This is a genomic window from Delftia sp. DT-2, from assembly GCF_028401915.1.
Taxonomy (GTDB): domain Bacteria; phylum Pseudomonadota; class Gammaproteobacteria; order Burkholderiales; family Burkholderiaceae_C; genus Comamonas; species Comamonas tsuruhatensis.
Genome location: NZ_JAQOTI010000002.1, coordinates 278,397 through 291,702, shown reverse-complemented (window position 1 = coordinate 291,702; position 13,306 = coordinate 278,397). Strand labels below are relative to the sequence as shown.

Here is a 13,306-nt window from a genome sequence, read left to right as displayed (position 1 = left end):
GAGGGGGCGTACGGGCAGCCGGCGACACCCTCGGTGCGGGGCGGCGCGGCCGGCGTATGCCCTTCCTCGGTGTCTCTGGGTTGGGCCGTGGCGGGTTTGGGCGCTGGTGTGCTGGCGGTGCCTTTGGGCGTTGCTCATCGCCAATCCAGCGATCAATCCAGCGCCTTCTGCCTGCGCATGGTGGTGAAAAGAACAGCCAGGCTGGCGGCGGCGCCGGCCACGCCCAGGGCGGCGAAGAGGGGGATGCCCCACAGGCGCGGGCCCATGGTCAGCAGGCCGGGGGCCAGGCCCAGGATGAAGGCGCCGGAGACCACGGCCAGGGCCAGGCGGGTAGCGGCGCGTTCCAGTGCCAGGGAAAGCCGGTCGATGTGGCGTATGTCCAGGTCGGCCTGCAGCCGGCCCGAGCGCAGTCTTTGCATCACCAGCCGCAGGGTGTGCGGCGCGTCGTCGGCCAGTTCCAGCCACTGCGCCATGGCGGCGCGGCGCTGGCGCGCCAGGCTGCGCAGGGAGTAGCGCTGCAGCAGCTGGGCCTTGACCAGGGGCGTGGCCGTCTGCACCACGTCGAATTGCGGGTCCAGCTGCAGCAGCACCTGGTCGGCCGTGATCAGGGCCTTGAGCAGCAGCGCCATGTCGGCGGGCAGGGCCACGCCGGTTTCGCGGGCCAGGGCCATGAAGTCCTGCAGGGCGCGGGACATCACCAGGCGGCCGTTGCTGGCGCCGGGGCCATGGCGGGTCACGAAGCGGTCCACAGCGGCCTCGATGCGCGCGGCCGAGGGCGGGGCGCGGCCGGGCATTTCGCTTTCGGCCGCCCATTCCAGCAGCACGCCCGAGAGGCTGCGGCCCTGGCCCTCGACCAGGGCGCGCATCAGGCCCAGCACCTGGCGGCGGCGCTGGGGCGACAGCCGCCCGACCATGCCGAAGTCGATGAAGCCGACGCGGTTGCCGGGCAGGGCCAGCAGGTTGCCGGGGTGCGGGTCGGCGTGGAACAGGCCGTCGCGCAGCACCATCTGCAAAAACGCGCAGGCGCCACGGCGCGCCAGCAGCGGGCCGTCCAGCGAGGGGTCCGCACCCACGGCCGAGGCCGGCACGCCCGGCACGAAGTCCTGCACCAGCAGGCGCGGCCCGCTCAATGCCCAGTGGATGGCCGGCACGACGATCTCGGGCTGGGCCGCGAAGTGCCGTGCCACGGCGTCGCCATTGTGGGCTTCGACGGTGAAATCCAGTTCCTCGCGCAGCGCCTGGCCCAGCTGGCGCGTGACCTCGCGCGGGCGGTAGCGTGCCAGCTGCGGCCATTGTTCCTGGGCCAGCAGCGCCAGGTGCTCTAGCAGGCGCAGGTCGGCTTCGATCTGGGGGCGCAGGCCGGGGCGCTGGACCTTGACCACGACTTCGATGTCGGCAGCGCTGGCCGCAGGGGGGCTGTCGCTGCCGCTGCAGTCTTCCTGGTCTTGCCGGTCATCCCGGTCATCCCGGTCTTCGGCCGCAGGCAGCCGCGCACGGTAAACCTGGGCCATGGAGGCCGAGGCCAGCGGCACGGGATCGAAATGCGTGAACACCTGCTCCACGGGCAGGCCCAGCGACTGCTCGATCAATGGCTGGGCCGTCTCCCAGGGCAGCGGGGCGGCGTGGCTGTGCAGTTGCTGCAGCGCGGCCGTCCATTCGGGCGCGAGCAGGTCCGAGCGCGTGGCCATGATCTGGCCCAGCTTGACGAAGCTGGGGCCCAGGTGTTCGAGGGCCATGCGCAGGCGCTCGGGGCGGCTGGCATCCAGCGGATGCTCGGGATGGGGCTGGCTGCCGCGCGGCGCGAAGCGGGCCAGGCCCAGCGTGTCGACCAGGTCGGCCAGCCCGAAGCGCAGCAGCACGCCGACGATTTCCTGCAGCCGGGCACGGTCGCGCACGGCGACCACGGCGGTTTGCAGCATGGGCATCTCCTGTCGGTGGTGGCAATGCGGTCCATTGTGCCGATGCGCCAGACGCCATTGCGCAGGAATCGCCCGCCTCCGGGGCGGGGCTCAGGCCAGCCGCTGCACCTGTACCGCGCAGTCGTAGAAGCTGGGCGCGCGGCCCAGGTCGGTCAGGCGCTGGTGGGTGAGCTCGTTGACATTGGTGCCGTTGTCGCCGTGCTTGCGCCACCAGATGCCCAGGCCGTTGACCACGCCACGGCGCGCGCGGCCGTTGAGGGTGGCGTGGCATTCGTAGCTGCCCCGGTCGTTGAAGACGCGCACGCGGTCGCCCTCGGCCACGCCGCGCGGGGCGGCGTCGTCGGGGTGCAGCTCCACCAGCGGGCGGCCTTCCATGGTGCGCAGGCTCTTGACGTTGACGAAGCTGCTGTTGAGAAAGTTGCGTGCCGGCGGCGAGATCATGGCCAGCGGGTAGCGCGCATCCGTTTCGGCGGTTTCGTAGTTGGGCAGGTAGTCGGGCAGCGGGTCCATGCCGCGCCGCGCCAGCTCGGCGCTGGTGAATTCGCAGCGGCCCGAGGGCGTGGCGAAGCCGCCCTCGGCAAAGGGGGCCTCGGGCAGGGCCAGGGTGGCAAAGCCCTTGTCCAGCAGCTCGTCGAAGTCCACGCCGCGGCCCTCGAACGCCTCGCGGCACAGTTGCTCGTCTCCCGTCTGGAAATGGGCAGCGGCAAAGGCGTCGTCATGCCGCGCCATGTGCGCGGCCAGGTCGCGGAAGATCTGGCCGTTGCTGCGCGCCTGGCCCAGCGGCGCGATGGCGGGGCGGTTGAGCAGCACGTCGGTATGGCCGTAGCTGCCGTGGATGTCCCAGTGCTCGATCTGCGTGGTGGCCGGCAGCACGTAGTCGGCCAGGTCGGCCGTGTCGGTCATGAACTGCTCCAGCACCACGGTGAAAAGGTTCTCGCGCGCAAAGCCGGCCACGACCTTGGCCGACTCGGGCGCCACGGCCACGGGATTGCTGTTGTAGACCACGATGGCGTCCACGCGCGGGCCGAAGCCGTTGCCGCCTTCGTGCAGCAAGGCGTCGCCGATGGTGCTCATGTTGATGGTGCGCGGGCGGCGCTCGCCCAGCAGGTGCGGCATCTGCAGTCGGGTGCGCTGCGCGGGCAGGGCGCCCGAGGCGGACAGCAGCAGGCCGCCCGCACGGTGGCGCCAGGCGCCCACCAGGGCCGGCAGGCAGGCGATGGCGCGCACGGCATTGCCGCCGCCGCGCGCGCGCTGCACGCCGTAGTTCAGGCGGATGGCGGCGGGCGTGGTGGTGCCGTAGTCGCGCGCCAGCTGGCGGATCTGCTCCACGGGCAGGCCGCAGACCTGGGCCGCGCGCTCGGGCGGCCACTGCAGGGCGCGGGCCTTGAGTTCCTCCCAGCCCAGCGTGTGGCGCGCGATGTAGTCATGGTCCAGCCAGCCGTGCGTGATCAGCTCGTGCATCAGGGCCAGCGCCAGGGCCGCGTCCGTGCCGGGCAGCAGCTGCAGGTGCTCGTGGCATTTGTCGGCGGTCTCGGTCTTGCGCGGGTCTATGCACACCAGGCGCGCGCCGTTGCGCTTGGCCTCCAGCGCATAGCGCCAGAAATGCAGGCTGCTGCCGATGCTGTTGCTGCCCCAGATGAGGATGAGCCGGCTTTCGGTGAAATGCTCCACGCGCATGCCCAGCTTGCCGCCGTAGGTCAGGTTCAGGGCCTCGCCCCCGGCGCTGGAGCAGATGGTGCGGTCCAGCAGCGAGGCGCCGAGCTGGTGGAAGAAGCGCCGGTCCATGCTCTCGCCCTGCACCAGGCCCATGGTGCCTGCGTAGCTGTAGGGCAGGATGGTTTCGGGATCGCGCGCCGCCAGCGCGTGCAGCCGGGCGGCGATGTCGGCCAGCGCCTCGTCCCAGCCCACGGGCTCGAACTGCCCGGAGCCCTTGGGTCCCACGCGGCGCAGCGGGGTGAGCACACGCTCGGGGTGGTAGCTGCGCTCGGTGTATTTGCTGACCTTGGCGCAGAGCACGCCGCCCGTGTGCGGATGGTCGGGGTTGCCCTGGACTCTTTTGGCGATGCCGTCTTCGACTGTGGTCACCAGCGAGCAGGTATCGGGGCAGTCATGGGGGCAGGCGCCCAGGACCTGTGAGGTGGCCTGGAGTGGGGGCGTGGCGGAGGACATGGTGGCAGCGGTCTCGGACAGGGTGGGGACTTTGCGAAAGAACCGTGAAAGCCGGAAAAACAGAAAAAGGCCGTCACGGGCAAGGGGCGGTGCCGGTCTTGCATGCCGCAATCGCCGCTTGTCTTTATTATGCGGACCCTTGCAGCCGGCTGCACGCAGCAACGGCGCCGATTCCAGTGACAAAAACAGGCAAGTTCATGCTCCGACCCAAGACGGCGTTCAGCCGCAGACAGTTCATCGCAGCCAGCACGGCGGCTGCCGCCACCTGGACCGGCGCAGTGCGCGCCCAGGACGCGGGAGGCACCATCGTGCTGGGCCAGTCCTGCCCGATGACGGGCCCCGCGGCACAGATCGGCCAGCCCTTCCATGAAGGCGCCAAGCTGTACTTCGAACAGCTCAACGCGCAGGGGGGCATTGCCCGGCGCAACATCGAACTGCGCGTGATGGACGACGGCTACGAGCCCGAGCGCTGCGCGGCCAATACCCAGCGCTTCCTGTCCGACGACGTGTTCGCGCTGTTCGGCTACGTGGGCACCTCCACCAGCATGGCCGCGCTGCCGCTGCTGCAAAAGGCGCGCGTGCCCCTGTTCGCGCCGCTGACGGGCGCCGACGCGCTGCGCCAGCCCCAGCTGGCCCAACTGGTCTTCAACGTGCGCGCCTCCTATGCCGACGAGACGGCGCTGATGGTGCGGCACCTCACGGGCCTGGGCCTGAAGAAGGTGGCCGTGCTGCACCAGAACGATGCCTATGGCGAATCGGGCCTGGCCGGCGTCAAGGCGGCGCTGGCCGCCAAGGGGCTGGAGCCCGTGGGCGCGGCCACGGTGGAGCGCAACTCGAACAATGTGGCGGCGGCCGTCAAGACGCTGGTGCCGCTGGGCGCCGATGTGATCGTGCAGATCGTCACCTACTCGGCCAGCGCGGCCTTTGTGCGCGCGGCGCGCCAGGCGGGCTTTGGCGGGCAGTTCTACAACGTCTCCTTCGTCGGCTCGCAGGCACTGGCGCAGACGCTGGGCAAGGATGCCGAAGGGGTGGTCGTCACCCAGGTCGTGCCCTCGCCCTTCCAGACCTCGCGCCAGATCACGCGCGATTTCCTGGCGGCCATCCAGAAGGGCGGCGGCAAGCTGACGCCCAACTACTCCAGCATGGAAGGCTATCTGGCGGCACGCGTGTTCGCCGATGCGCTGCGCCAGGCCTCGGCCTCGGGCAAGCCCACGCGCGACGGCCTGGTGGCCGCGCTCGACGCCATGCACGGCCAGCAAGTGGCCGGCTTCCCGCTGGCCTTCAAGCCGCAATCGGCCAAGCCGCGCTTCGTGGAGTTGTCCATGCTGACCGGCGACGGCAAGGTCCGGGTTTAGGCTTGCTGCATAACACGCTCTAGAAGGAGAACCCCATGGCCTTGCTGCAGGAACTGCTGGACCACGCACCCGAGATCACCGCGCTGCGCCGCGACATACATGCCCATCCCGAACTGTGCTTCGAGGAACTGCGCACCGCCGACCTGGTGGCCCGGCAGCTCGAAGGCTGGGGCATTGCCGTGCACCGCGGCCTGGGCCGCACGGGCGTGGTGGGCACCATCCACGGCCGTGACGGCGGCGCCAGCGGCCGGGCCGTCGGCCTGCGCGCCGACATGGACGCCCTGCCCATGCAGGAGTTCAACACCTTCGAGCACGCCAGCCGCCATGCCGGAAAAATGCATGCCTGCGGGCATGACGGCCACGTGGCCATGCTGCTGGCCGCCGCGCAGTACCTGGCCGCGCACCGCGACAGCTTCGAGGGCACGGTGCACCTGATCTTCCAGCCGGCCGAAGAGGGCGGCGGCGGGGCGCGCGAGATGGTCGAGGACGGCCTGTTCACCCAGTTCCCCATGCAGGCCGTGTTCGGCATGCACAACTGGCCGGGCATGAAGGCCGGCACCATGGCCGTGGGCCCAGGCCCGGCCATGGCGTCGAGCAACGAGTTCCGCATCGTCGTGCGCGGCAAGGGCGGCCACGCGGCCATGCCGCACATGGTGATCGACCCGCTGCCCGTGGCGGCCCAGCTCATCCTGGGCCTGCAGACCATCGTCAGCCGCAACGTCAAGCCCATCGAGGCGGGCGTGGTCTCGGTGACCATGGTCCATGCGGGCGAGGCCACGAACGTGGTGCCCGACAGCGTGGAGCTGCAGGGCACGGTGCGCACCTTCACGCTGGAGGTGCTGGACCTGATCGAGCGGCGCATGAAGACCCTGGCCGAGAGCATCTGCGCGGCGCATGACACGCGCTGCGAGTTCGAGTTCGTGCGCAACTACCCGCCCACCATCAACTCCGCCCCCGAGGCCGAGTTCGCACGCCGCGTCATGGCCGAGGTCGTGGGCGAGGCCAACGTGCTGCCTCAGGAGCCGTCCATGGGCGCCGAGGACTTCGCCTTCATGCTGCTGGAAAAGCCCGGCGCCTACTGCTTCATCGCCAATGGCGACGGCGACCACCGCGCCATCGGCCACGGCGGCGGTCCCTGCACGCTGCACAACCCCAGCTACGACTTCAACGACCAGCTGATCCCGCAGGGCGCCACGTTCTGGGTGAAGCTGGCCCAGCGCTGGCTGAGCGAGGCTACGCAACACACCCCCTGAGGCGCTTTGCGCCTTCCCCCTCTCTCGCTTCGCGGGAGGGGGACGACACCCTCGGTGCGGGGCGGCCCTTCCTTGGTGTCCCTCGCTTGGTGGCGCCAGTTTCGACGGCCGTGAGTGATGTGCAAGGCGGTAGAGCGCTGACACCGGCATGTCACACACCGCACCTAGCATGCGGTCCCTGTGACCTCCATCGAATCCTCCACGGCCGCCGCGCAGGGCGTGGCCGTCCAAGCCCGGCAGCTCAAGCGCATCCACGGCGGGCGTGCCGTGCTCCAGGACATCAGCCTGAAGATCGCGCCCGGCGAGGTGCTGGCCCTGCTGGGTCCTTCGGGCTGCGGCAAGACCGCCCTGCTCAAGATCCTGGCCGGGCTGGAGCAGCCCAGCCGCGGCGAAGTCTGGATGGGCGGGCAGTGCGTGGCCAGCGCCTCGCAGTCCCTGCCGCCCGAGCGGCGCGACCTGGGCCTGGTGCTCCAGGACCATGCGCTCTGGCCCCATATGAGCCTGCAGGCCAACGTGGCCTTCCCATTGGAGATGCGCGGCTTGCCTCGCGCGCAGATCCACGAGCGGGTGCAGCAGACCCTGGGCCTGGTCGGGCTGCAGGGCATGGGCGAGCGCCTTCCCGGCAGCCTGTCGGGCGGCCAGCAGCAGCGCGCGGCGCTGGCCTGCGCCGTGGTGGAGCGCCCGCGCCTGGTGCTGCTGGACGAACCCCTGTCCGGCCTCGACGGCAACCTGCGCGAGCGCCTGTGCGAGGAAATTCCCCGGCTGCTGCGCAGCCTGGGTTGTACGGCCGTCTATGCGACGCAAGACCGCCAGCAGTCCTTCGCCGTCGCCGACCGCGTGGTCGTGATGGAGCACGGCCGCATCCTGCAACCGGACAGCGCCCGGGGCCAGGCGCCGGCCCCCGTGCCTTGCGAGGCAGACCTATGGCCCATGGCCGGGCACCTGTGCAGCGCAGCATAGGAGGGGCGTAGCCGGTCTCGGTTCGGATGACAGTGAAAAAAGCACGGTCGTTCTAAATTCCTGCTTTTTTGGCTACACTGTGCCGCTACACGAAACGCCCACCAGGAGACCCGCCATGTCCGATCTGAACGCCGCCTTCGAGGCCGCCGTCAAGAACTCCACCTCGATCAGCGAGCGCCCCGACAACGCCACGCTGCTCAAGCTCTACGCGCTGTACAAGCAGGCCACCGAAGGCGACAACGAGGCCAAGAAGCCCAGCTTCACCGACATGGTCGGCCGCGCCAAGTGGGACGCCTGGGAAAAGCTCAAGGACACCTCGGCCGACGATGCCAAGCAGCAGTACATCGACCTGATCGAATCGCTGCGCTGATCAACACCACCACCGATCGCAGACACAGGCAAGGCCCCGGACTCCGGGGCCTTGTCGTTTCCGGCCACGGCCACGGCCCCGGCCGGGCTCAGTACTTGTTGGAAAAGTTCGCGCTGATGCGCTGGCGCAGGTACTCCGCGCCCGTGATGGGCGGGTACTTCTTTTGCGGGCCCTCGATCACCGCGTCCTCGTTGGCCTGGCAGAAGAAGGCCAGGCTGTAGCGCGCGCCCTGGTATTCATGGGGCAGGGGATTGCGCACGCGGTGGAAGTTGCTGGGCAGCTGGTCGTCGCTCCAGCGCGTGAGCATGTCGCCGATGTTGCAGGTGATCACGCCCTCCACGGGGTCCACGGGCGTCCATTGCTGGCCCTCCATCTCCTTGCCCGGCAGCACCTGCAGGCCGCCCTGGCCCGCGCGCTGGAACAGCAGGGTCAGGCAGTCGAAGTCGGTGTGGGCGCCTGCGCGCCACAGGCCCAGCTCATCCTTGAGCGCGGGATCGACCGCGAAGTAGTGCAGCATGCGCAGCGTGCTCTGGTAGGCGGGCACCGAAGGGTCGTGGGCGCGCGTGAAGAAGTCCGCATCAAAGCCCAGCTTGTGCGCAAAGCACGACAGCAGCTGCATGCCCACCTGCCAGCACTGGCGCTCAAAGTCCAGCGTGGCCTGCTGAAAGCCCGGCAGCTCCTGCTGCGTGGGCCACAGGCCGGCCATGCGCGGGCGCGTCACCTGGTAGGACTCCTTCTGGTCGGGCGTGCGCGTGGAAGGCCGGATCTGCGCCTTGTGCTCCCAGCCCGCATTGCGCGACAGCGGCCACTGCGCCTTCACCTCGCGCGGCAGCGCGAACAACTGCTCGGCACGCCCGAAGGCCGCATCGATATCGGGCTGGGGAATACCGTGGCCCGACACCTGGAAGAAGCCGATCTCCACCGAGGCCTGCCAGATCGCATCGGCGATCTCGGCCTTGCGGCGGTCGAAGTCGGAGATGTCGATCACGCGCACCTCCCGTGCGCGCGTCTCCTGCCCCTGGCCGCCCATGCGGGCCTCCTTGGCGAGTTCACCCAGCGCGTAATCTGACGCCGGTGCCGAAGGCAGGGTGGAGTTGGCAAGCATGTTCATGGTCTGTTTCCTTTGCCGCAAAGGCAGTGGCAAGGCACGCAGCGGCCGGCGCAAAAAAACACCGGTCCCGCCCGTCGCTCTTGAAGTGGCTGACAGGGCACAGGTCGCAGCCACGCCGCTCCCGCACCCGCTTCAAGAGCAATGACCCGCGCCGGCACAGGCCGGCAAGCTGAACGCTTCTACTCTTGCCAACCACCCAAGCAAACAGCGCGCCAGCCCGCGAAGGCCGGTTCATGGCCGCCTGCGTTCCATCGTGGTGCAAGAGGGCCGGGCAGCTTGGTGCACGCGCCGCATCGGAACCATCTGGCACCAATCTGATGCATGCCCGCCGCGTCGAAAACCGGCGCGGCCCAGCCCAGTGACGCCGAGGAAGGGCCGCCCCGCACCGAGGGTGTCGTCCCCCTCCCGCGCAGCGAGAGAGGGGGAAGGCGCGAAGCGACTCAGGGGGTGGTACGCACTTTGCATACAAGGACGAACGAGTAGAAGCGTTCAGCACGCGCCCAGTGCGCGTTGCCCGGAAATTGCTCATGTCACGCCAGCCGCCCGGCCCCATGCCAGCGGCCGGTCCCCATGTTGATAGCGACTGAGAGTTCCACCATGCAACGCCGCCATTTCCTTGCCGCCGCCGCCCTTCCCGCTGCCAGTGCCGTGATGCCCGGGGCCTTCGCCCAGGGCAAGGCGCTGACACCGCTGAAGTTCACGCTGGACTTTCGCGTGACCTCGCAGACCGCGCCCTTTTTCGTGGCGCTGCAAAAGGGCTACTACCGTGACGAGGGGCTGGACGTGAGCATCGACGTGGGCTCGGGCTCGGTGGCATCCATCACGCGGGTGGCCAGTGGCGCCTACCAGCTGGGCCTGGGCGACATCAGCTCGCTGATCGAGTTCAATGCGCAGAACGCGGGCGCGGCGCGCGTGCAGGCCGTCTACCAGTACTACAACCGCGCGCCGTTCGCCATCATCGGCCGCAAGGACCGGGGCATCACGGGCGAGTTCGCCAGCCTCAAGGGCAAGAAGGTGGCCGCCGCCGCCGTGGAGTCCACGCGCCGCGTCTGGCCCCTGGTCGCGCAGCGCCAGAACCTGCCGGCCGACCTGTTCGCCTGGACCACGACGGAGTTCTCGGCGCGCGACAACGTGGTGGTGCGCGGCGATGTGGATGCGGCCACCTATTTCCATGACTCGGCCGTGTCGCTGTTCGCACGCATCAAGCCCGAGGAGCTGTCGGTGCTGCGCTACACCGATGCGGGCGTGCAGCTGTACGGCAATGCCATCCTGGCCTCCAGCGCTCTGGTGGCCGAGCAGCCGGCGCTGGTGGCGGGATTCCTGCGTGCCAGCAACCGTGCCCTCATCGAATGCCTGGCCCAGCCCTCGCTGGCCGTGGCCGCCGTGCGCCAGCGCGAGCCCATCCTGGATGAAAAGCTGGAACTGGCGCGCTGGGCCATCACCTCGCAATACCTGGCCGCGCCCGATACGCAGCGCCACGGCCTGGGCGACATCGACCCGCAGCTGCTGGCCCGACAGGCCGAGCAGGTCAGCCAGGTCTTCGGCCTCAAGGCACCCGTGTCGGCCGACGCGCTTTTCAACCGCAGCCTGCTGCCGCCGCTGGCCGCGCGCATGGCCAAGGCCTGAGGGAGTGCACATGGACCACGCCACCGTTTCACTGCCCCTTGAGGCCTCGCTCGACGAGCGCGACGGCCTGTACCTGCGCCGCGCCATCGCCATGGCCGACCGCGCGCGCCAGCGCGGCAATCGCCCTTTCGGCGCACTCATCGTGGCCGCCGATGGCCGCGTGCTGGCCGAGGCCTCCAACGCCAACGGCGAGAGCGGCGACTGCACGGCCCATGCCGAGCTGTCGGCCATCCGCCTGGCCAGCCCCCTGCATGACCGCGAGGCGCTGTCCGCAGCCACCTTGTATTCATCGGCCGAGCCCTGCGTGATGTGCGCGGGCGCCATCTTCTGGTCGGCCATAGGCCGCGTGGTCTACGGCATAGACGCCGTGCGCCTGCGCGAATTCCGCGGCGAGCGCCTGGACCAGAAGGATGCCGAGCTGTCCTGCCGCGATGTGTTCGCCGCCTCGTCCCACGCCATCGAATGCGTAGGCCCGGCGCTGATCGGCGAGGCCGCCGCATCGCACCAGGGCGCCTGGAAAAGCTGACCCGGCCCCGTTCCGTCCCCACCGTTTCTTTTGACCACCAGAGAGGAAGCCCACCATGCAAAAACGACTGTTCCTGCACACCGTCCTGGCCCTGTCCGCCAGCGCGGGCCTGGCAACGGCCCATACACAGGCCCACGCGGCCACGCCGCTGAAGTTCCAGCTGGACTGGCGCTTCGAGGGGCCGGCCGCCTTCTTCCTGCAGCCGGTGGCCAAGGGCTACTTCAAGGACGCGGGCCTGGATGTCACGGTCGATGCCGGCAGCGGCTCGGGCGGCGTGGTGCAGCGCGTGGCCTCGGGCGCCTATGACCTGGGCTTTGCCGACATCGCAGCGCTGATGGAGTTCCAGGCCAACAACCCGGACATGCCCAACAAGCCCGTGGCCGTGATGATGGTCTACAACAACACGCCGGCCTCGGTGATGGCGCTCAAGAAAAGCGGCATCGCCAGGACGGCCGACCTCACCGGCAAGAAGCTGGGCGCGCCCGTGTTCGATGCGGGCCGCCGCGCCTTCCCGCTGTTCGCCAAGGCCAACCAGGTCGGCACCGTGCAGTGGACGGCCATGGACCCGCCGCTGCGCGAGACCATGCTGGTGCGCGGCGATGTGGATGCCATCACGGGCTTCACCTTCACCTCGCTGCTGAACCTGGAGGCGCGCGGCATCAAGGCCGCCGACGTGGTGGTCATGCCCTATGCGGACTTCGGCGTGAAGCTGTACGGCAACGCCATCATCGCCAGCCCGAAGCTGATCAAGGAGAACCCGGCGGCCATCAAGGCCTTCCTGCAGGCCTTCGCCAAGGGGGCCAAGGAAGTCATCGCCAACCCGGGCGCGGCCATTGCCTACGTGAAGGAGCGCGACGGCATCGTCAACACCCAGCTGGAGACGCGCCGCCTGCAGCTGGCCATCGACACCGTGGTCAACAGCGCCGACGCGCGTGCCGAAGGCTTTGGCCAGGTCGTGCCCACACGGCTGTCGCTGATGGCGTCGCAGGTCTCCGATGTCTACGCCACCAAGACGCGCGTGAACCCGGCCGAGGTCTGGAACGGCAGCTTCCTGCCGTCCGCGGCCGAGCTGAACATCCTGCCCAAGAAGTGACGACAAAGTGATTGACACCGTGCGCGTGCGCCAGCGGGCGACGCGCCGGCCCTTGCCTGCTGCCTGACATGAATTCCTCCACATCCCACGGCGATGACGACGCCTTCTTCGTCGAGTTCCGCGACGTCTGGCTTGCCTACAACGAGGAGCTGCTGCGCGCCAACCACTTCGCGGTCGAGGCCATCGACCTGCAGGTGCGGCGCGGCGAGTTCATCGCCATCGTCGGCCCCTCGGGCTGCGGCAAGTCCACCTTCATGAAGCTGACCACGGGGCTGAAGATGCCGTCCATGGGCCGCGTCATGGTCAACGGCGAGCGCGTGACCGGGCCGCTGAAGATCTCGGGCATGGCCTTCCAGGCGCCGTCGCTGCTGCCCTGGCGCACCACGGTGGACAACGTGCTGCTGCCGCTGGAGATCGTGGAGCCGCACCGCTCGCAGTTCCGCCAAAAGCGCAAGGAGTACGAGGCGCGTGCGCGCGCCCTGCTGCAGAAGGTGGGCCTGGGCGGCTACGAGGACAAGTACCCCTGGCAGCTGTCGGGCGGCATGCAGCAGCGCGCCAGCATCTGCCGCGCGCTGATCCACGAGCCCCAGATGCTGCTGCTGGACGAACCCTTCGGCGCGCTGGACGCCTTCACGCGCGAGGAGCTGTGGTGCGTGCTGCGCGACCTGCAGGCCGAGCAGCGCTTCAACGTCATCCTGGTCACGCACGACCTGCGCGAGAGCGTCTTCCTGGCCGACACCGTGTACGTGATGAGCAAGAGCCCGGGCCGCTTCGTGGTGCGCCGCGACATCGAGCTGCCGCGCCCGCGCGAGCTGGAGCTGACCTACACGCGCGAATTCACCGACATCGTGCACGAGCTGCGCGGCCACATCGGCGCCATGCGCAAGACCGGCGCGGCCATCCAACAATAGAACGGGGGAGATT

At 69.3% G+C, this 13,306-nt stretch carries 11 protein-coding genes; 8 read left to right on the top strand and 3 right to left on the bottom strand.

What is annotated here, in order from left to right:
• Positions 1-152: 152 nt before the first annotated feature.
• Together PO605_RS03855 and PO605_RS03850 are read right to left on the bottom strand one after the other, a co-directional pair.
• Positions 153-1,919, bottom strand: coding sequence for an ABC1 kinase family protein (locus PO605_RS03855; RefSeq protein ID WP_272206114.1), 1,767 nt, complete (start codon positions 1,917-1,919; stop codon positions 153-155).
• Positions 1,920-2,009: 90 nt separating this feature from the next.
• A complete protein-coding gene (locus tag PO605_RS03850) occupies positions 2,010-4,088 on the bottom strand; it encodes a molybdopterin-containing oxidoreductase family protein (protein ID WP_272206113.1) in 2,079 nt (692 codons plus the stop codon).
• A 197-nt stretch (positions 4,089-4,285) separates the two neighbouring features.
• On the opposite strand from PO605_RS03850, the gene PO605_RS03845 reads away from it, so the two are divergent.
• The 4 genes from PO605_RS03845 to PO605_RS03830 all read left to right on the top strand — a co-directional run bounded on the left by PO605_RS03845 (position 4,286) and on the right by PO605_RS03830 (position 8,026).
• Positions 4,286-5,443 carry an ABC transporter substrate-binding protein gene (locus tag PO605_RS03845; protein WP_016446617.1) on the top strand — a complete coding sequence of 386 codons (1,158 nt, stop codon included), beginning with the start codon at positions 4,286-4,288 and terminating at the stop codon, positions 5,441-5,443.
• Between the two features lie 35 nt (positions 5,444-5,478).
• Positions 5,479-6,696, top strand: a complete 1,218-nt coding sequence (locus PO605_RS03840; protein WP_272206112.1) for a M20 aminoacylase family protein — start codon at positions 5,479-5,481, stop codon at positions 6,694-6,696.
• A gap of 180 nt (positions 6,697-6,876) precedes the next feature.
• Positions 6,877-7,656 (top strand): ABC transporter ATP-binding protein, encoded by a 780-nt coding sequence (locus PO605_RS03835; RefSeq protein WP_047468382.1) that lies wholly within the window; start codon positions 6,877-6,879, stop codon positions 7,654-7,656.
• A 115-nt stretch (positions 7,657-7,771) separates the two neighbouring features.
• A complete protein-coding gene (locus PO605_RS03830) occupies positions 7,772-8,026 on the top strand; it encodes an acyl-CoA-binding protein (protein WP_012203065.1) in 255 nt (84 codons plus the stop codon).
• An 88-nt stretch (positions 8,027-8,114) separates the two neighbouring features.
• Here the strand turns inward: PO605_RS03830 and PO605_RS03825 are convergent, their stop codons facing one another.
• Positions 8,115-9,137, bottom strand: a complete 1,023-nt coding sequence (locus PO605_RS03825) for an isopenicillin N synthase family dioxygenase (protein WP_047468388.1) — start codon at positions 9,135-9,137, stop codon at positions 8,115-8,117.
• A gap of 597 nt (positions 9,138-9,734) precedes the next feature.
• On the opposite strand from PO605_RS03825, the gene PO605_RS03820 reads away from it, so the two are divergent.
• The 4 genes from PO605_RS03820 to PO605_RS03805 all read left to right on the top strand — a co-directional run bounded on the left by PO605_RS03820 (position 9,735) and on the right by PO605_RS03805 (position 13,293).
• Positions 9,735-10,763 (top strand): ABC transporter substrate-binding protein, encoded by a 1,029-nt coding sequence (locus PO605_RS03820; protein WP_047468389.1) that lies wholly within the window; start codon positions 9,735-9,737, stop codon positions 10,761-10,763.
• Positions 10,764-10,773: 10 nt separating this feature from the next.
• Positions 10,774-11,289 carry a nucleoside deaminase gene (locus tag PO605_RS03815; protein WP_047468392.1) on the top strand — a complete coding sequence of 172 codons (516 nt, stop codon included), beginning with the start codon at positions 10,774-10,776 and terminating at the stop codon, positions 11,287-11,289.
• A gap of 55 nt (positions 11,290-11,344) precedes the next feature.
• The gene (locus PO605_RS03810) at positions 11,345-12,382 is read left to right on the top strand and encodes an ABC transporter substrate-binding protein (RefSeq protein ID WP_017406666.1); all 1,038 of its coding nucleotides are present in this window, start codon (positions 11,345-11,347) and stop codon (positions 12,380-12,382) included.
• A 68-nt stretch (positions 12,383-12,450) separates the two neighbouring features.
• Positions 12,451-13,293: an ABC transporter ATP-binding protein gene (locus PO605_RS03805; protein ID WP_017406667.1), complete on the top strand. Its 843-nt coding sequence runs from the start codon at positions 12,451-12,453 to the stop codon at positions 13,291-13,293.
• Positions 13,294-13,306: the final 13 nt, after the last annotated feature.